The 16526-nt window shown below is 59.7% G+C and carries 21 protein-coding genes and 1 pseudogene; 10 read left to right on the top strand and 12 right to left on the bottom strand.

Going from position 1 to position 16526, the window contains the following annotated elements; all coding sequences use genetic code 11:
- Positions 1-595: 595 nt before the first annotated feature.
- The 3 genes and pseudogenes from ELH03_RS04305 to ELH03_RS04295 all read right to left on the bottom strand — a co-directional run.
- On the bottom strand, positions 596-781 hold the full coding sequence (locus ELH03_RS04305; protein WP_018241117.1) for a hypothetical protein: 186 nt from the start codon (positions 779-781) through the stop codon (positions 596-598).
- Between the two features lie 208 nt (positions 782-989).
- Complete coding sequence (locus tag ELH03_RS04300; RefSeq protein WP_128411595.1) at positions 990-1418, bottom strand: DUF1515 domain-containing protein; 429 nt, start codon at positions 1416-1418, stop codon at positions 990-992.
- Positions 1419-1434: 16 nt separating this feature from the next.
- A pseudogene (locus ELH03_RS04295) lies at positions 1435-2238 on the bottom strand (hypothetical protein); the annotation flags it as partial.
- A 324-nt stretch (positions 2239-2562) separates the two neighbouring features.
- On the opposite strand from ELH03_RS04295, the gene ELH03_RS04290 reads away from it, so the two are divergent.
- The 4 genes from ELH03_RS04290 (at position 2563) to ELH03_RS04270 (ending at position 5276) form a co-directional block, all read left to right on the top strand.
- Positions 2563-3408 carry a dienelactone hydrolase family protein gene (locus ELH03_RS04290; RefSeq protein ID WP_128411594.1) on the top strand — a complete coding sequence of 282 codons (846 nt, stop codon included), beginning with the start codon at positions 2563-2565 and terminating at the stop codon, positions 3406-3408.
- A 596-nt stretch (positions 3409-4004) separates the two neighbouring features.
- Positions 4005-4334, top strand: a complete 330-nt coding sequence (locus ELH03_RS04280) for an ArsR/SmtB family transcription factor (protein WP_018449519.1) — start codon at positions 4005-4007, stop codon at positions 4332-4334.
- Positions 4331-4795 carry an SRPBCC family protein gene (locus ELH03_RS04275; RefSeq protein WP_128411592.1) on the top strand — a complete coding sequence of 155 codons (465 nt, stop codon included), beginning with the start codon at positions 4331-4333 and terminating at the stop codon, positions 4793-4795. The genes ELH03_RS04280 and ELH03_RS04275 overlap by 4 nt, the downstream gene beginning before the upstream one ends.
- Before the next feature lie 64 nt (positions 4796-4859).
- A complete protein-coding gene (locus ELH03_RS04270) occupies positions 4860-5276 on the top strand; it encodes a GFA family protein (protein ID WP_128411591.1) in 417 nt (138 codons plus the stop codon).
- 99 nt (positions 5277-5375) lie between these two features.
- On the opposite strand, the gene ELH03_RS04265 is transcribed toward ELH03_RS04270, so the two are convergent.
- The 6 genes from ELH03_RS04265 to ELH03_RS04240 form a co-directional block, all read right to left on the bottom strand.
- Positions 5376-5783, bottom strand: a complete 408-nt coding sequence (locus ELH03_RS04265) for a GFA family protein (protein WP_128411590.1) — start codon at positions 5781-5783, stop codon at positions 5376-5378.
- Between the two features lie 185 nt (positions 5784-5968).
- Positions 5969-6367, bottom strand: coding sequence for a hypothetical protein (locus tag ELH03_RS04260; protein ID WP_130766077.1), 399 nt, complete (start codon positions 6365-6367; stop codon positions 5969-5971).
- Positions 6368-6546: 179 nt separating this feature from the next.
- The gene (locus ELH03_RS04255) at positions 6547-7449 is read right to left on the bottom strand and encodes an NADP-dependent oxidoreductase (protein WP_128411588.1); all 903 of its coding nucleotides are present in this window, start codon (positions 7447-7449) and stop codon (positions 6547-6549) included.
- An 83-nt stretch (positions 7450-7532) separates the two neighbouring features.
- Complete coding sequence (locus ELH03_RS04250; protein WP_130766076.1) at positions 7533-7931, bottom strand: DoxX family protein; 399 nt, start codon at positions 7929-7931, stop codon at positions 7533-7535.
- A gap of 31 nt (positions 7932-7962) precedes the next feature.
- Positions 7963-8343 (bottom strand): glutathione S-transferase N-terminal domain-containing protein, encoded by a 381-nt coding sequence (locus ELH03_RS04245; protein WP_128411587.1) that lies wholly within the window; start codon positions 8341-8343, stop codon positions 7963-7965.
- 16 nt (positions 8344-8359) lie between these two features.
- Positions 8360-9187 carry a DODA-type extradiol aromatic ring-opening family dioxygenase gene (locus ELH03_RS04240; RefSeq protein WP_130766075.1) on the bottom strand — a complete coding sequence of 276 codons (828 nt, stop codon included), beginning with the start codon at positions 9185-9187 and terminating at the stop codon, positions 8360-8362.
- Positions 9188-9338: 151 nt separating this feature from the next.
- On the opposite strand from ELH03_RS04240, the gene ELH03_RS04235 reads away from it, so the two are divergent.
- The 5 genes from ELH03_RS04235 to ELH03_RS04210 all read left to right on the top strand — a co-directional run bounded on the left by ELH03_RS04235 (position 9339) and on the right by ELH03_RS04210 (position 13762).
- Positions 9339-10235: a LysR family transcriptional regulator gene (locus ELH03_RS04235; RefSeq protein ID WP_197729745.1), complete on the top strand. Its 897-nt coding sequence runs from the start codon at positions 9339-9341 to the stop codon at positions 10233-10235.
- 173 nt (positions 10236-10408) lie between these two features.
- The gene (locus ELH03_RS04230) at positions 10409-11461 is read left to right on the top strand and encodes a sensor histidine kinase (protein WP_130766074.1); all 1053 of its coding nucleotides are present in this window, start codon (positions 10409-10411) and stop codon (positions 11459-11461) included.
- Between the two features lie 73 nt (positions 11462-11534).
- Complete coding sequence (locus ELH03_RS04225) at positions 11535-11921, top strand: response regulator (protein ID WP_128411583.1); 387 nt, start codon at positions 11535-11537, stop codon at positions 11919-11921.
- 181 nt (positions 11922-12102) lie between these two features.
- The gene (locus tag ELH03_RS04220) at positions 12103-12420 is read left to right on the top strand and encodes a hypothetical protein (protein ID WP_130766708.1); all 318 of its coding nucleotides are present in this window, start codon (positions 12103-12105) and stop codon (positions 12418-12420) included.
- A 550-nt stretch (positions 12421-12970) separates the two neighbouring features.
- Positions 12971-13762: an aldolase gene (locus ELH03_RS04210; RefSeq protein ID WP_105005312.1), complete on the top strand. Its 792-nt coding sequence runs from the start codon at positions 12971-12973 to the stop codon at positions 13760-13762.
- Between the two features lie 116 nt (positions 13763-13878).
- On the opposite strand, the gene ELH03_RS04205 is transcribed toward ELH03_RS04210, so the two are convergent.
- Both ELH03_RS04205 and ELH03_RS37235 read right to left on the bottom strand, forming a co-directional pair.
- A complete protein-coding gene (locus ELH03_RS04205; RefSeq protein WP_128411581.1) occupies positions 13879-14229 on the bottom strand; it encodes a EutQ-related cupin domain-containing protein in 351 nt (116 codons plus the stop codon).
- Positions 14216-14353, bottom strand: coding sequence for a hypothetical protein (locus ELH03_RS37235; RefSeq protein ID WP_165420516.1), 138 nt, complete (start codon positions 14351-14353; stop codon positions 14216-14218). The genes ELH03_RS04205 and ELH03_RS37235 overlap by 14 nt, the downstream gene beginning before the upstream one ends.
- Positions 14354-14491: 138 nt before the next feature.
- Between ELH03_RS37235 and ELH03_RS04200 the strand changes: the two genes are divergently transcribed.
- The gene (locus ELH03_RS04200; protein WP_130658537.1) at positions 14492-15829 is read left to right on the top strand and encodes a TadE/TadG family type IV pilus assembly protein; all 1338 of its coding nucleotides are present in this window, start codon (positions 14492-14494) and stop codon (positions 15827-15829) included.
- Positions 15830-16025: 196 nt separating this feature from the next.
- Here ELH03_RS04200 and ELH03_RS04195 read toward each other — a convergent pair whose 3' ends face one another.
- A complete protein-coding gene (locus ELH03_RS04195; protein WP_128411579.1) occupies positions 16026-16499 on the bottom strand; it encodes a nucleoside deaminase in 474 nt (157 codons plus the stop codon).
- Positions 16500-16526: the final 27 nt, after the last annotated feature.

Here is a 16526-nt window from a genome sequence, read left to right as displayed (position 1 = left end):
AACTCGTTAAATCGGAATCGATTTAACGAGTTATGCAGCAATTCAAAGTGTTGCAGCGTCCTTTGTGCGCCTTAAAAGACGCGCGGCGCTGCAATGACCTTGCCCGCTAGCGACAGCCGGGAGCAAAGCCCCTATCATCGCGCTTGCACGAGTGGACCGCGCAGCAACTGCAGGGGTGCAGTGGTACAGGAGACGAGACCTGCCGCGCGATCCGCCGGCAAAACCCCTGATATTGTCGGAAGTTCCCCGGCTGAGATACGACGCCACGATCCCGGAAATTCCGCCGAGCGATCATTGACAACCTGCCCGGGCACGTTTGGACCGTCACACCGATAAGCTCCCGCCGGGCGAAAACCGACAGGCACATCGCAACGCCAACGAAAAACCCCGCCGGAGCGGGGCTTTCAGCGGGTCCAAGTGGAGCGAGCCGAACATTCGCCCACGTCTTAAACAAGATCGATCATGTCAAAACCCGGCAAAAGCACCTCTTTCGCGAGCGTTCACGGCGCTGCTCTGTTCCGCTCAATCTTTGAATCATTGCCGTAATGTGGCGTGTAGTGATCACGTGCGACGTCTTCCGCGACCCCTTCCCCACCTAACGCCACCTTGGCTGCCGGGGCGGAGCATTGGCCTGGATTTCATGGAGCGGCGCCCGAGAGCCGAGAAGTTTCTTCAGCTTCTTCTCCTCTGCCGGGCCAATCCCAAACTTGCGGCAATGTTCCGCAACATCGTGCTCTCGCGGGCCGGGAATGCGAACTTGGCGATTGCTCATGGTTTTCATGACCGTTTCCTCCTGAGAGGAAAACCAGCAGGCCGCCGTTTTGTTCGTTGGCGAGTCTAAAATTTGGAAGTTTGGTTTGCTGGTCTGCCGGGCGCCACGGCGGGCGGCGCGTAACGGGATCACAATAGATAGGCTATCTGTAGAGCACGAGAAGCGTTTGCGCACGCGACAACCCAAGACCGGCCGCCCAGTGATCGGCGCCACCAGATCAATTGATCTTCAACCAATGCCGAAGCGCCGCAACCGCGCCATCGCTGGCATAAGCAATGATGCCGCCGATCGTCAGGCCGGCGAAGGCGATCAGGCCTGAAATGCCGTAGCCGATCGTTTTCATCCGCTTCCACTCTTCAAGCGCCGGCCCGACCGCCTCCTGGTTCTTCTCGACAGTCTCCTTGAGGCTCTTGATTTCCTCGCGGATCTGCGCATCCGCGCCGCCGCTGATCGCCACCCTGGTGTCCAGGTGGGCGATCTGCCTGGCCTGCTCGTCGAGCCGCTTGTGGATCACGGCGCGGCTGTCATGGGCACTGGCCTTTTCGTCGCTGACCTCCTTGCGCAGAAGCGCGACGTTGTCCTCGATGCCCGTCAGTCTTCCCTCGACGCGCCCGAGAGCGCGGAGAATGTCGTCATCGGATGTCATCTCTCTCCGCGCTCGACTAGGGGTAAAATTTCAGCTTTTCGGATTGCGGCAAGCGGCTGACAAATCGCAAGATCCCTTGCAGCGTCGGATGGACATAAGACGTGGTATCGAGGTTCATGCCGTGGGCCAGCAGCGCTGCATTGTCCTGGACATTGGTAGCGAATATCTCCTGCACCTTATAGTCGGCCGTCCCGTCGCCATTGTCGGTGCGGCCATAGGTGTTTCTCGACGTCCATAGGCCCGGCTGATATTCGAACATGATGCGGGTGCCGTCCGGCACTGAAGCCGGCAGCTTGATCGTGTCCCACGTCGTCACGCCGTCCTGATTTCCAGGATGCCCGACGACGTTTCCGAGCGGAAACATTTCAGCGGCCGGCGACTTCGTCGGATCAGTCTCCGCTGTGAAGGCAAGCAACTGATCGATGACCTTGGCGTAACGAGAACTTGCCTTGATGGTGTTGTTCACCGTCGCCAACGTGGTTGTCCATAAGGCCGGCACGGTATAGCCCGCGACCGTCCGGCCGCTGTCCGACGAAGCGGTCATGGTCGGAATTATGGTGACGCCGACGACATGGATGCACGCCCCATAGCGCGTCTTGACGCGGTCGACCAAGCCGAGCTTGGCGTTCGACCATGTGCTTGGCGTGGCGCTGTTATCGTTGCGGCCGGACTGGTCGAGAACGAAGGTCCAGATAGGCTTGCCGCCATTGTATGTGTCTCGGATCGCGTCGATCATGGCCCAGCGCTTGGTTGCCGACGTCGCCAGTTCCTGCACCGACTTCGAGCCGGGGACGCCCATGACGAGGGGTATGATACTCCCAGACCAACGTAGATCCTCGGGTCAGGCCCGAGGAGGACGGAGCAAGAGGTGGGCCCTGTGGCAAATCCGCAAGCCTTGGCGAATGGCGCGTACGATCGGAGGGCGCCGTCGATTTGATCGACATCGCTTCTGGACTCAAATTTCGCAGCTTGGATTTACGGTAGTCATAAATGATCTGCCAGGGGGTGATCAAGGGCTTCCGATCGCGGTCGTGCGCCGGTTTGGAATCCGACCCAATCGGCGGCAAAACCCCTCGCCCGCTTTGCGCGCCTTCAGGTCCGGCGTATAATTAGCAGGCTGTTGATCCAACGGTGGAGAAGTTCAGTGAAAACCACGAGACTTTTTCTTTGCCTCGTCGCTGTTCTCAACGTCGCGCTCGCTGGAAACCCGGCTGATGCCGACGAGTTGGTTCACTTCGAAAGCGCGCCTATAAAGCTAAGCCCATTTCGAATAAGCAAGGCGAGAGAACAGGGAGAAATTCTTTCTCAACCGCAGGGCACGCCATTGCTGGGATATCTGTCCCGCCCCCGGGGTGATGGCCCCTTCCCGGCGGTCGTCCTCCTGCATGGATGCGAGGGCATGCGTTTGAGTGTCAAAGATCTTTGGCCGAAACGGCTGGTCGCATGGGGCTACGTCGTGCTCGTCGTCGATAGCTTCACCACCCGCAACATCAAGGACACGTGTCAAAGCACTCTCCCCGATCGCGTCTTCGACGCCTATGGCGCTCTGAATTTTTTATCGAAACAAAGCTTTGTCGATATCAGGCGCGTTGCCTTGATGGGCTTTTCAACGGGCGGCACCGCGACGCTGGAGGGAACAAAAATCGAAGGCAACGAACAGCTGATGGACCGCAAATTCAACGCAGCGGTTGCCTACTATCCCCTCTGCGCGGCAACTCAGGGCGATGCGACAGTGCCGATCTTGATTTTAACTGGCGAACGAGACAATTGGAGCCCGGCTGACCGATGCCGGAAGAGGCTTGCCAAGCTGAGTGACGATAGCCCGCCCATCGAGCTCAATATCTACAAGGGTACCTACCACGATTTTGACGCCCCGGAGTTTAAGGTGGGAAGGAGGGTGTTGGGTCACATCGAAAAATACAATCCGGACGCCGCAGGAAAGTCCATCCGCAGCGTTCGCACATTCCTTCAAACGCACCTCTCGAACTAAAGTCCGAGGTTTGTCCGCTTGAGCGCTGATATTGTTGAAACAGGGCGCCCGGTGTTATGGTGGGTGCTCGCAAGAGGAGCGAGCGGATGATCTGGATCTACTCTGTCATCGGCGTCTTGAGCGGCGCGCTATTGATCGGCCTCGCGATCTGGGTCGGCACCTCCCCGTCACTATCCGACCGAAAATCATGGCTCCCGCAACCGAGCGGGAACTCCGTAGATCCGTATGATGCCAATATCACGGACACCGGTAACGAAGGGTCCTAGGTAAACCATTGCCGAGGCATGAGGCACGCGGGTTCAATCGTTGCATTGGCTTGCGCAGGGTTCCCGCGCCGGCGGCGAGTTTGGCGAAAACGCACCCCAACCTCCGTCATCCCAGGCCTCGAGCCTGGGATCCATGCCCAAGGCTGATGGAGGCCGACGTGGATCCTCGGGTCAAGCCCTGGGAAGACAGAGCAAGGGGCGAATTCTGCGGAAAATACAGCGACGTACGGCGGGAATTGTGCGAACGCGCCACCGACGGCGTGACTGTCGACTAACCCACCAAACAAATTAGTCTTGACTCATCAATTAGCCCGCGCTATTTATTTGTCCATGATCGAAGCCGCCTCCATCACCGCCGTCATGCGCGCCCTTGCCGATCCCACACGGCGAGCCGTGTTTGAGCAGATCGTCAATTCCGACGAGATCACCGTCGTCGAACTGACGCGGGCAAGCAGCGTTACGCAGGGCGCCATTTCGCAACATCTCAAGGCGCTGAAACAGGCGGGGCTGGTGGCAGAGCGCCCCGAAGGGCGGAAGGTCTATTACCGCGCCGAGCCGGAAGGCCTGGAGCCGCTTGTCGACTGGATGAGCCATTACGGCGTCTTCTGGCGCGACCGCTTTGCCAATCTCAGAACATTGCTGAAGGAAATCGATCCATGAGCGACGCCGCATTGAAGCCCGACACGCAAGAGATCGTGGTCGACGAGGTTTTCCCGCATCGGCCGGAGACGATCTGGAAAACGCTGACCACGGCCAATCTGATGGGCCGCTGGCTGATGATGCCGGCCGGCTTCGAGCCGGTGGAAGGCAAACGCTTCAGCTACCAGACGACGCCGGCCGGCGCCTGGGACGGCACCATTCACTGCCAGGTGCTGGAGGTGAAGCCGAACGAGCGTCTCTCCTATGCCTGGAAAGGCGGGCATGAGGGAAACGCCGGCTACGGCTCCCCGCTCAACACCGTGGTCACCTTCATCCTGTCCGAGGTCGAAGCCGGCACGCGGCTTCGCCTCATCCATTCCGGCTTCGTCCTGCCTAGGAATGAAACGGCCTTCCAGAAGATGGGCGAAGGCTGGAAGAAGGTCGTGAAGAACATCGGCGCCATCGTCGACGAGACGGACTGAGGCGACCGACATCGCGCTTGCCGACGCAACGTTTTATTCGGCAACGCTTCATCAGGAGAGAGACATGAGCAAGCCTTACACCGGCGGATGCGCCTGCGGTGCGATCCACTATGAAATCTCGGCCGAGCCGATTGCGATGAACGACTGCCAGTGCCGCGATTGCCAGGCGACCAGCGGCACCGGGCACGGATCCTACCTGACCTTCCCGAGCCGGCAGGCGGTGAAGCTCGACGGCCAGGCGACGCATTGGGAGATGGTCGCCGACAGCGGCAACGTCAAGACGCGCGGCTTCTGCCCCACCTGCGGCGCGCCGGTCTATCTGACCTTCTCTGCCATGCCCGATCTCTTCACCATTCACGCCGCCAGCCTCGACGATCCCACCCAATACCAGCCCCAGATGGTGACCTACACCGTGCGCGGCCTCGCCTGGGACCGGGTCGATCCGGCCGTGCCGAAATTCGAGATGATGCCGCCGATGTGACGCCGGTTCGCGGCCGCTCGAAACTCAGAAGAGCGGCTGCTGCGCGCCGGCGATTTCGAGCGCCCGCTCAAGCGGTGATGCAGGCGATGCCAGGAGAGTTCAATTTCCGGCAAGACGCTTGATCGGTTCGGCCAGGTCAATCCAATGCGGGCGATTGTCCCACCAATGAACATGATCCGGCGCGGGAAAGGACGGATCGGCGAATGTGCCGCCGGCGATGATGACGGTGCCGGGAAAGTATGTTCCGGATTTCGAAAACCCGCCCCCACCGCAGATCGGGCAAAAGGCTTTCATCACATCAGGTGTGGTTTCGCCTTGCGGATACCATACGGAATATTCTCCAGAGACGATCCGGACATTTTCCTCACGGAACCACACATTATGTGCAAGTGCGCCGCCGGATGCACGCTGACAACGCGTGCACGTGCAGACGTGGTTGTGCACTGGATCGCCATCGACCTCCAGGGCAAGGGCGCCGCAGGTACACTTCGCATGAAAGATGGGCATGGGGGCTCATTCCGCGCTTTACTCACGGTTGTCGATCTTACGGCGCCGGGATCGAAACGGTCCATTAAAATTTGCCAAGGCCCTCGCATGCGACAAAGCATGACCGGATGGAGCTCCACCATCTTCGCGGCGACGACGCATCGGCGTTTTCGAGAGGTCCGGCTGGAAGCGTTGCATGGCGGCGCTCAAGGGAAGATGCCCGCCATTTTGAGTTTGCCGCAGAATACCGATATGGCTTTCGCGACGCCCTTGCTGCAGGGAAACTTGAACGGTCGCGTGGCTTCCTCGGTCAGAACCGGCTCGCCTGTTGCGGCGTCACGGCCGGTGACATGCTTGGTCAGTAGGATGCCGCAGGCCTCGCCGGCGGCCTCGTCGATCGCCATCTGAACATCGCCAAGATAGGTATCGCTGGGGATGTCGATGATGAAGGCCGTGAAAAATCTCACGCCGCGGCTCCCCGCCACGGCCTTGACTAGGCTTGCATGCGCCTCGGAGACCTCAATCTCCTTCTCCGGCGGCCACATCACATCACTTGCAGGCCACGCATCATCGTCCACGGCTTCGCCGATCAGCTGCTCACGCATATCCGCTCTCCACATCTTCGGTTTTCAGATGGCGGCCGCCGCGCCGATGTTCTTATTATGTTCTGATAGCGAAGAGTGTCAAGACGGATGTTTTGCTGTGAGCAACCTTTCACTGCACCCGCCGGAGAATGGTGCATGATCAAGAGATCTGCACCATTCTCCGGCCCTGTCTTGAACCCTCAATGTTTGAGCACGACCTTGCCCGGGGCTCCGGCTGCGACCGCTGTCTGCGCCGCACCGATCTCCTCCAGCGTGAAGCTATGGGAAATCGGGATGACCAGGAGGCCGCGCACGGCGGCATCCAGCACGGCGTCGAGCGTCGCCGCGTCGGTGCGGTGGAAGAGTTCATGGATGGTGAGACGGTCTCCGGCATTGGCGCCTTCCGGCATCGGAACGATGCTGGCGACCGTGCCGCCATCACGGATATGGCCGATGAGATTGGCTGCCACCGGCCCGGCTGTGCTGATCGCATAGGCAAAGCCCGGGCTTGCGGTGGGGAGCGTGATGTCGAGCGCTTCGCCGGCCAACTCCCGGCCTTCGCTCAGCCGCTCGGGACGGACGCCGGCCACCGGCTGGGCGCCGATCTGCTTGAGATATTGGATGGCCGAACGGCCAACGGAGCCGAGGCCGCCGGAGACCAGAACCCGGTCGCCGGCCGTGACGCCAAGCGCCTCGACGGCCTGGCGCCCGGTCAGCCCGGCCTTGACCAGCGACGCACCCTGTTCGAAGGTCAGGCCAGCCGGCAGCTTGGCGACCGATGTGGCGGGCAGCACACCATACTCGGCATGGGCGCCTTTGCCGTTTGCCGCGAAATCGGCGACAACCCGGTCACCGACCGCAAAGCCGGTGACGCCGTCGCCGAGTGCCGAGATGGTGCCGGCAGCGTCGCCGCCGAGCACGGCCGGCAGCGGAAGCGGGATGAACTTGGCCATGAAGCCCTGGCGGAGAATGAGATCGAATGGATTGACAGCGGATGCTTCGATCTTGATCAGGATCTCGCCCGGTCCAGGCTTCGGCGTCGGGATATCGCCGATTTCGAACTGATCGACATCGCCGTAGGATTTGAGAAGGGCCGCTTTCATTGTGGTCTCCAGATTTTGTCATCGCGTTCGGGCGTGAGACCGGGCTGCCGGCCGGCAGCCTGGTATAGGCCGGTTCCCGCCGTTTAAGCCGTGGCCGGACGACGCGCGGTGTCGAGCGTCCATGCGCCACCACCGGCAAAGGCGATGTAGAGGAAGATGAAGCAGAACAGGATGGCGACTTCGCCCATGTTCACCGCCGGCCAGAAGCCATAGGGCATGTGGCCCATGAAGTAGGCGGCCGCCATTTCGCCCGAGGCGATGAAAGCGGCGATGCGCGTTTGAAATCCGACGAGCATCAGAGCCGAGGTGATCACCTCGATGGCGCCGGCGATGATCATGATCGTCGGAAGCGGATAGGGCACGCCCTGAATCGGACCCGGAAACTGCAGGAATTTCATGGTCGCGTGTTCGAGGAAGAGAAGCGCGGTGATGATGCGCAGGATTGCGAGGACGTATGGCGTCCATTTGCTGGTATCGGTCATCGAGACTTTCCAATGTGGGTTGTGGGAGAGATCAGGCGGCGGATGCCGCCTTCTTCAGTTCCTGGTTTTCTTTCCAGAGCTTCATCGACATGGCGAAGACGCCGTCGACATAGTTCCGGTAGACCGTCATGCCGGCCGGATCGCGGCCTGCCTTGGCTGCCAAGAACGCAACGATGTCGTCGGATTCCGTGACGTATCGGCCGGGCTCAAGCTGCGCAGAGGGAAAGCTCACCTTGTCGAGATGCGGCTGAAGCTCGGCGCGGATCTTCTTTTCGTGCTCGCTGTCGGGAACGAAGTCGCGGGTTTCAACGTCCGAGGCCAGTCCCGATTCCAGAAGGAACAGGCGAACCTTGAGGCAGAAGGGGCAGTTTTCCTTGAGATAGACGATCGGTTTGAACGTTGCGCTGGTCATGGCGCATCTCCTTTGACTAAGAGGCTGAGGGAATATCGCCGAAGCGGAAGCTCGATGCGGTCAGGCCGCCGGCGAAGTCTTTCTGGTGATAGGTGACGGCGCCCGGTTCGTCCTCGGCTGCACCCACCGCCACCATCAAGGGGATCAGGTGGTCCTCACGCGGATGCGCCGCGCGGGCGGCCGGCGCCTTCTCCCATTCGACAAGCCGCTCGCTGCGCTTGTCGAACGGCGACCGGATCAGCGTCTCCTGCAGCCAGGCGTCAAAATGACGGGACGGCACGTGTCCGGCCGTGCCCTGTATGGCCGACAGGTTGTGGTAGCTGAGGCCGCTGCCGATGATCAGCACGCCTTCGTCGCGCAGCGGCGCGAGCGCCCGGCCGACCTTGAGATGCAGCGCCGGATCGTAGCCGGCATCCATCGACAGCTGGACCACCGGGATGTCTTCGTCGGGATAGAGCGGCTTCATCAGGCTGAACGTGCCGTGATCGAAGCCGCGGGTGGGGTCGGGCCTGGCGTCGATGCCGGCGGAATGCAGCAGATCCTGCACGTGACGCGCCAGTTCGGGGGAGCCCGGCGCGCCATATTTGATCTGATAGAGATAGTCGGGGAAGCCGCTATAGTCGTAGACCATTCCCGGGTTGCTGCCCGAAGAGACGGCAAAGCCCCTCTCCTCCCAGTGGCCCGAAACGACCAGCACCGCCTTGGGCAGATCTTGAAGTTCGGCCCGCATCTCGATCAGGGACTGCTCGAGCTTGTCGAAATTGCTGCGAAAACCGCCGGTCATATAGGGCCAGGGGCCGCCGCCATGGCTGAGGAAATAGGTGGGCAGTCTTGATTTCGTCACGTCGCCATTCCTTTTCGGCACCGCCGCTGCGGCTGAACGTCCGGCGGGTCGATCGCCTCAGTCCGCCGCTCTTGTCAGCGACTGTCTTGGTTTTCCCTGGATTGATCAATCGGCTTTGCCAACATGCATCATTTCCTCTAGGTTGATGATCATGGATACGATGTTGAGCCTGCGGGTGTTTTGCTTGGTCGCGGAGCTCAAGAGCTTCACCGCGGCAGCGGGCCGTTTGAATCTGTCGCCGGCGATGGTGAGCAAACATGTGATGCATCTGGAGACGCGCCTGGGAAGCCGGCTCTTGAACCGGACCAGCCGGAGTGTCACGCTTACCGAAGCCGGCGCGCTTTATTTCAACCAGACCAGGCAGATGCTCGAAGGCCTCGACGAGCTGGAAGCGTCGATCGGCAATGTCACGGTCGCGCCGCGCGGGACGCTTAAATTCAGTGCTCCGGTGTGGGCGGCCAGTTCAGGCTTTGTCGATATTCTGGCCGAATACAACCAGCGTTATCCTGACGTCAGCCTGGATATGGATCTGAGCGGCCGGATCGCCAATCTGGTCGAGGAAGGCTTTGACCTTGCGCTGCGGGCAATGTCGTCCGAGCGGCTCGATCCGGGTCTGGTTGCCCGCCCATTGGCGAAGATAGAATTCCGCCTGATGGCATCGCCGGATTATCTCAAGCGCGCCGGGCGACCCCAGAGCATCGCCGAGCTGAACGGCCATGCGCTGCTTCGCTACAATGGCATTAATATCAGCGAAAGCCTGCTGTTGGGCCGCCAAAACGACCGGCATAAGGTCACCTTCCGCAATGTGCTGCTGAGTGCCAACGAGACGCTGCTGCACCTGGCGGCTTTGCGGGGAATGGGCCTGGTCTTCCTGCCGGAATGGCTGGTGGAGGAGGATTTGAAAGCAGGCCGGCTGGAGGTGGTGCTTGCCGGGACGCTCGGCATCAGCAACACGCTTCATGCCGTCTACCCGAGCCGGAAATACCTTTCCGCCAAAGTCCGCACCTTCATCGATTTTCTCGTCCTGCGCTCGCCACAGATATTCTGACGCTCGCAGCAATCGGCCCATCGCACGGTATGGCAGCCCGCGATATTTAGTATGAAAGTATTACGCGTCACGCGTGTTATAGTCTCTTTAGTCCAGCTGAGCCTTCCGGCCGGTTGGCATTGTTGCCGAGTGATGACTTGCTCCGCGAGTCTCCGGCCCATGAGGGCCTCTCCATGCAAAAGATTCCCACAGTGCATTTCGAAGCGGCGAGCACTCTTGCCGTGGTGGTATCGTCCAATGAACCGCTGCTTTTCCTGTCCGACGACCAGAAGGTCATCGCAGCGAGCGCATCCTTCTGCCGGGCCTTCGACATCGACCCCAAGACGATTTGCGGCCAAAGCCTCAGCGAAATTGGAAACGGCGAATGGGCGCTGCCCCGGCTTGCGTCGCTGCTGAAGGCCACCGCCTTGGGAAGTGCGACCATCGAGGCCTACGAAATCGACTTTCAACGGCCAAACGAGAAAACACGGCATTTGGTCGTCAATGCACGGACGCTCGATGACGGCGACATCGACCATATTCGCCTGCTTCTGGCCATCACCGACGTGACCGATGTGCGCGCCGAGGCTCGGCTGAAAGATGATCTCGTTCGCGATAATGCCATCCTGCTGCAGGAGGTCCAGCACAGGGTCGCCAACAGCCTCCAGATCATTGCCAGCGTTCTCATGCAGAGCGCCCGGCGGGTCCAGTCGGAGGAAGCGCGCGGGCATCTCCACAACGCCCATCACCGGGTCATGTCGATTGCGGCCCTGCAACGCCAACTCTCCATGTCCAACAGCGGCAAGGTTGAACTCCGTCACTATTTCACTCAGCTTTGCCAAAGCCTCGGCGCGTCGATGATCGCTGACCCAGACAGGCTTTCGATTCAGGTGGCGGTCGACGATAGCGCCGTGGCAGCGGACGTTTCCGTTCGCTTGGGGCTTGTCGTGACCGAGCTTGTGATCAACGCCCTCAAGCACGCCTTTCCCGATGAACGACCGGGCGCAATCGTCATCGACTATCACTCATCCGGCAAGGTCTGGACTCTCTCCGTTACCGACAACGGCATCGGCATGCCTGCGGGTCGCGATGCACTAAAGGCGGGACTGGGGACCGGCATAGTGGAGGCGCTGGCAAAGAGCCTGAATGGCGACATTCAGTTGAGCGATGCGGGTCCCGGCACCGCCGTCACAATCCGCCACTGGGAAAGCGCCGGTTTGCGAACCGACATTTCTACGGCCGCATAGGAACCGATTGGCTTCCCAAGCGCTACACTATCGGAGCCCGCGAGGTTCACACTCCAAATTGACCGAGTGAGCGATGAGATATGGCAAAGCGGTCGTCCTGGTTGTCGAAGACAGCACGATCATTCGGATGAGTGCCGTCGATCTGGTATTCTCTGCGGGCTACGAAGCGCTTGAGGCGTGTGATGCAGACGAGGCAATTCGCATCCTTGAGTCGCGAAACGACATCGACCTGGTTTTCACCGATGTTCAGATGCCTGGCACGATGGATGGCATCAAACTATCGCATTACATCAGGGACCGGTGGCCGCCAGTCAGGTTGATTGTTGCCTCCGGCGAAGCAATCCTAGAAGAGAGCAATCTCCCCACGGGAAGCCGGTTCTTCTCGAAACCCTACGACAACCACGCTATTACCGATGCAATGGCTCATCTGCTGTCGATCGGGAACTCGACTGGCTGCTAAGCTAAGGGTTTCTCGACTGTGGGGCTCTGGGCGCGAGCGTCCTTCTCCAAGGAGTACGGCGCGCCGTCTGACACGTAACCGCAGGAACTGAACATTGACACAACCCGCAGCCGATAAGGTCCGTTTCAAATTTGTTACGCAATGTCCAAGGGATGATGGCTGCGGCGTTTTCGTCTTGCAGATGGTGACGGGCAAACCCTACGACCAGATTGCCGGCATGATCGATTGGGGCGTTCAGACCAATCATTACACAACGTGGAAAGAACTGCGCGGCGTCCTGACCGCGTTGGGCTGGCAGACGGGCGGATTGCGCAAGGCAGAGAGCTGGGACGATGTTTGCGGGGTCGCGGTCGTCCATGTCGAAGGAGACCACTTCATCCTCTATGACGCCGATAACTGCGTCTTCTATGATCCGGGACAACCCGATGGCCCCGATCTGCATAGCCACCTCGTTCCTATGAACTACCTTGCAGTGCAATCGCCAGAGAACGGAGCGTAAAATGCAAAAGCACGTCCCCACCCTCCGTCATCCGAGGTCTTGAGCCACGGCCATCCGGTAAATAAATGCGGACGAGGTGCATGGCATTGATTCTGCTCGGCTTTAGACGTTTCACGGCGTTTGAGACACGAGCAGGAGGTTCAATGCCAGGCGACATCTCGGCTCGGGAGATTGCCGACACCGGCCCCTCATCCGCCTGCCGGCACCTTCTCCCCGCATGCGGGGAGAAGGGGATATGCCGCACCGGCTCCCTCAACCTCCACGCTGCGTTTGGCATGTCCCCTCTCCCCGTTTACGGGGAGAGGGTTAGGGTGAGGGGCAGCCATCGGCACGAACCGGACAGCAATGGCCTTGAGCCCGGGATCCATGCCCGCCCCGATAACTCATGGCTCGCAGTTACGGAAAGGCGCAGCCGCCGAGCAGTGTATTCACCCAAAATATGCAGATGAACCGAACCATGTTTGTCTCCAGCCGGCTTGATGCGAGGCTGATCCGGGCGTAATCCAGAACGCAGCCACCCTCTCCTTCGACACCAATTTGAAACGACCCCATGGCGCACTCCCTCAATACAGCCCCATCGCCGGCCGGCGGCCCCAACCAGCCGAAACTTGATACGGACGACATCTGGCAGGCCCGTGTCGATCTTGCGGCCTGCTTCCGGATGGCGGCAAGGCTCGGCATGGAGGAAGGGATCTGCAACCACTTCTCGGCCGTCGTCCCTGGATATGACGACCTGTTCATCGTCAACCCGTACGGCTACGCTTTCGCCGAACTGACGGCCTCGATGCTGTTGATCTGCGACTTTCACGGCAACGTCGTGTCGGGCAGCGGGCAGCCTGAGGCCACCGCTTTTTACATCCACGCCAGGATTCACAAGAACGTCCCGCGCGCCAAGGCGGCGTTCCACACCCATATGCCTTATGCCACCGCTCTTTCGATGACGGAGGGCGATCCTCTCATCTTTGCCGGGCAGACCGCCTTGAAATTCTATGGGCGCACGGCCGTCGACCGCAACTATAACGGCCTGGCGCTCGACGCGCGCGAGGGCGATCGGATCGCTGCAGCGATCGGCGATGCCGACATCGTCTTCATGAAGCACCACGGCGTGATGGTCTGCGCACCCAATATCGCCGAGGCCTGGGACGACCTCTATTACCTCGAGCGCGCCTGCGAAGTGCAGACGCTCGCCCTGTCGACAGGACGCGAAGTCCTTGCCGTCGCGCCTGAGATCGCCGAAGCGGCGTATCGACAAATGCGCGAGGGAGACCCGGAGTCGGCCCGGCTCCATCTGGAGTCCGTGAAGCGCGCGCTTGATCGCAGCGAGCCCGAATACAAGCGCTGAGCCGCAGACCGCGGCTTAGCATCGGCCCGAAAATCGGAATCGATTTTCGGAAAGCACGATGCGAGGATTGAAAGTGTTAGAGCGTCCTTAGTGCGTCCGAAAGGACGCACGGCGCTCTACGCGTGCGCCGGCCGCCAATGGGGATAGGTGACATAGGCGGTGAGCGCGCCCTCCTCGTAAGAGCGGATGGTCACCGCTTCGCCCTTGGGCATGTAGACGATCTCACCTGGCCCCGCCGTGACTGTCCCCAAATCTGTCGAGACCGATAGCCGCCCTTCCAGAACGATCATGACGTCGTCGACATCAATCGTCTCGGTGAGGCTCTGGCCGGGCGCGTAGCGTCCATAGCCGATGGTGATCGGCCCTCCCTGCCGCTCGTCGACCAGATTGCCGACGAAGATGTCTGCCTCCTGCCCGGGGGAACGCTCCAACGCCACGTCGGTAATCGTGAACTTACGGACTTTCATCGTCTTCCTCCATTGCCGCGTGCAGAGGTAGCGCGGAAATCCCGCGCGCCAAGAGCGCTCGTTTATCAATGACGAACATGCAGGTGGATGCTTTGTGGGCTTCGATGGCGGTGATGATTGCCACTGCAAGTCTTCAGCGATTTAATTAGAACACAACCATACGTTTTTGCTTTTGGTTTAAGTTCCGCTGTTAGTGATCGCCATTGTAGCAATTTTATTGTGACACAATCACCACCACAGATCCCGGGAAGGCAGCCATTGTATGTTGCGTCGTTTCATTCTTGACCGATCCGGCAACTTCGGAATCATGACGGCGCTGCTCGTCGTCCCCCTGCTCGGGGCTGCAGGTACAGCGATTGATTTTGGCAGCGCGCTCTCGCTTCGCACCGAACTCTATGCCGCTGCGGACGCGGCAGCGGTGGGATCCATTACACCTAAGTCAGATGCGGCAACGCAAGCAAACACGATGTCCGGTGATGGATCGCTGACGCTTGGAAAATCCGAAGCCCAGAAGATCTTCTTTTCGCAGACGTCCAAAAAACAGGGCGACGTGCCCGTCACCGTCGACATCAGCGTTCAAAAAAAGGCCGGTATTCTCAGCTCGACCGTATCCTTTAACGCGACGATGCCCACGACATTCATGCAGGTGATGGGATTTCATCAGATCACCGTTTCCGGGACGGCAACCGCCCAGTATGAGACCCCGTCCTACATGGATTTCTTCATGCTGCTGGATAACACGCCATCGATGGGCGTTGGGGCCACCCCTGATGACATCACCGCCATGAAAAAAGCGACAGCAAACGGCCACGATAAAGGCAAAGATAAAAACTGCGCATTCGCATGCCACATCGTTTCTGAAAAGGGCGTCGAGGATAAGAATAGCTACTACAATGTCGCACGCAATAATGGTGTGACCATCCGTATCGACGTGGTCGCCGCTGCCGTCAAAGCCTTGATGGCCAAGGCAAAGGACACGCAGTCCATGGCAAGCCAATTCCGGGTCGCTGCCTATACGTTCGGCAAGACTGCCCAGGACGCCAAGGCCGCGAAGCTCTTCAAGGTCTCCGACCTGGACTATAATCTTGGCGCCGTCGCAGTCGCGACCGACATGATAAATCTTATGAGCATTCCATCTCAGAACTACTACAACGACCAGCAGACGAGCTTTGACGAAGCGCTGAAAGGGATCGACACCGAAATCAAGGGCAACGCCGGCATGGGCACCAGCAATGCCGATCGCCAGAAGATCGTATTTTTTGTCGCCGACGGTGTCGCGGATAGCTATAAGCCGGCCGGCTGCACCAGCCCGAAAGGAGTAAACGGCGGACGATGCATCGAACCGATTGACACGAGCAATTGCCAGAAGCTCAAAGATCGCGGCATCAAAGTCGCCGTCCTTTATACGACCTATCTGCCCCTGCCCGACAACGACTTCTACAATGACTGGGTAAAGCCTTTCGAGACCAAAATCGCCGCGAAAATGGAAGAATGTGCGACCCCCGGCTTCTACTTCGCGGTCAGCCCCACCGACGGTATTGAAGAGGCCATGGAGGCCTTGTTCCTGAAGATCGTCAGCGCACCGCGGATAACCAGCTAGAGCATGATGCCGAAAAGTGTGAGCGGTTTTCGGACGACATCATGCTCTCACTCTATAATGTAGAACAGGATTCAGATTTTAGGCCGACCCGGCCTAAAATCATCCTGTTCTAGGCCCGGGACCTATTGATGTGAGCCGATGCGAGGATTGAAAGTGTTAGAGCGTCCTTTGTGCGTCCCAAAGGACGCACGGCGCTCTAAACCTTGCCCAGATGCTTCGGCCAGAATTGCTGATGGACTTCGGCGGCTTCGTCTTCGAGGTTCGTCGGGCCAACCACAGTGACGTTGCGCGCGCCGGTTTGCAACACCGCCCGGCTCGGCACGTTCAACCCGATCCCGGCGATCTCGCCAAGCCGCGTTTCGGAGCAGGCAAACACCATGCGCCCGATGCCCGACCAGTAAATCGCCCCGGAGCACATCGCGCACGGCTCCGTGCTGGTGTAGAGCGTGCATTCAGCGAGAAAAGCGGTGTCGTAATGCTGCGCCGCCAGTTTAACCAGGTTCATCTCGGCATGGTTCGTCATGTCGTGGCCGGTGAAGACGCTGTTTTCGGCGCGCAGGATGACTTCGCCGTCCTTCACCAGCACCGAGCCAAACGGTTCGTCGCCGTGTTCCATCGCGGATTTCGAGAGCGCAATCGCCTCGCGTAAAAACGGCTCGTGGTTTTCCATCAGAGTCCCCCCAGCTAGAGCGGAATG

This window comes from Rhizobium beringeri (assembly GCF_004306515.1).
GTDB lineage: Bacteria > Pseudomonadota > Alphaproteobacteria > Rhizobiales > Rhizobiaceae > Rhizobium > Rhizobium beringeri.
The sequence above is the reverse complement of the archived record's forward strand: the minus strand, read 5'-3'. Positions and strand labels throughout refer to the sequence as shown.

What these genes read in the sequence shown, in the direction of transcription:
- ELH03_RS04305 (WP_018241117.1), bottom strand. Translation starts at nt 781, where the DNA reads ATGAAAACCATGAGCAATCGCCAAGTTCGCATTCCCGGCCCGCGAGAG.
- ELH03_RS04300 (WP_128411595.1), bottom strand. Translation starts at nt 1,418, where the DNA reads ATGACATCCGATGACGACATTCTCCGCGCTCTCGGGCGCGTCGAGGGA.
- ELH03_RS04280 (WP_018449519.1), top strand. Translation starts at nt 4,005, where the DNA reads ATGATCGAAGCCGCCTCCATCACCGCCGTCATGCGCGCCCTTGCCGAT.
- ELH03_RS04275 (WP_128411592.1), top strand. Translation starts at nt 4,331, where the DNA reads ATGAGCGACGCCGCATTGAAGCCCGACACGCAAGAGATCGTGGTCGAC.
- ELH03_RS04270 (WP_128411591.1), top strand. Translation starts at nt 4,860, where the DNA reads ATGAGCAAGCCTTACACCGGCGGATGCGCCTGCGGTGCGATCCACTAT.
- ELH03_RS04265 (WP_128411590.1), bottom strand. Translation starts at nt 5,783, where the DNA reads ATGCCCATCTTTCATGCGAAGTGTACCTGCGGCGCCCTTGCCCTGGAG.
- ELH03_RS04260 (WP_130766077.1), bottom strand. Translation starts at nt 6,367, where the DNA reads ATGCGTGAGCAGCTGATCGGCGAAGCCGTGGACGATGATGCGTGGCCT.
- ELH03_RS04255 (WP_128411588.1), bottom strand. Translation starts at nt 7,449, where the DNA reads ATGAAAGCGGCCCTTCTCAAATCCTACGGCGATGTCGATCAGTTCGAA.
- ELH03_RS04250 (WP_130766076.1), bottom strand. Translation starts at nt 7,931, where the DNA reads ATGACCGATACCAGCAAATGGACGCCATACGTCCTCGCAATCCTGCGC.
- ELH03_RS04245 (WP_128411587.1), bottom strand. Translation starts at nt 8,343, where the DNA reads ATGACCAGCGCAACGTTCAAACCGATCGTCTATCTCAAGGAAAACTGC.
- ELH03_RS04235 (WP_197729745.1), top strand. Translation starts at nt 9,339, where the DNA reads ATGGATACGATGTTGAGCCTGCGGGTGTTTTGCTTGGTCGCGGAGCTC.
- ELH03_RS04230 (WP_130766074.1), top strand. Translation starts at nt 10,409, where the DNA reads ATGCAAAAGATTCCCACAGTGCATTTCGAAGCGGCGAGCACTCTTGCC.
- ELH03_RS04225 (WP_128411583.1), top strand. Translation starts at nt 11,535, where the DNA reads ATGAGATATGGCAAAGCGGTCGTCCTGGTTGTCGAAGACAGCACGATC.
- ELH03_RS04220 (WP_130766708.1), top strand. Translation starts at nt 12,103, where the DNA reads ATGGTGACGGGCAAACCCTACGACCAGATTGCCGGCATGATCGATTGG.
- ELH03_RS04210 (WP_105005312.1), top strand. Translation starts at nt 12,971, where the DNA reads ATGGCGCACTCCCTCAATACAGCCCCATCGCCGGCCGGCGGCCCCAAC.
- ELH03_RS04205 (WP_128411581.1), bottom strand. Translation starts at nt 14,229, where the DNA reads ATGAAAGTCCGTAAGTTCACGATTACCGACGTGGCGTTGGAGCGTTCC.
- ELH03_RS04200 (WP_130658537.1), top strand. Translation starts at nt 14,492, where the DNA reads ATGTTGCGTCGTTTCATTCTTGACCGATCCGGCAACTTCGGAATCATG.
- ELH03_RS04195 (WP_128411579.1), bottom strand. Translation starts at nt 16,499, where the DNA reads ATGGAAAACCACGAGCCGTTTTTACGCGAGGCGATTGCGCTCTCGAAA.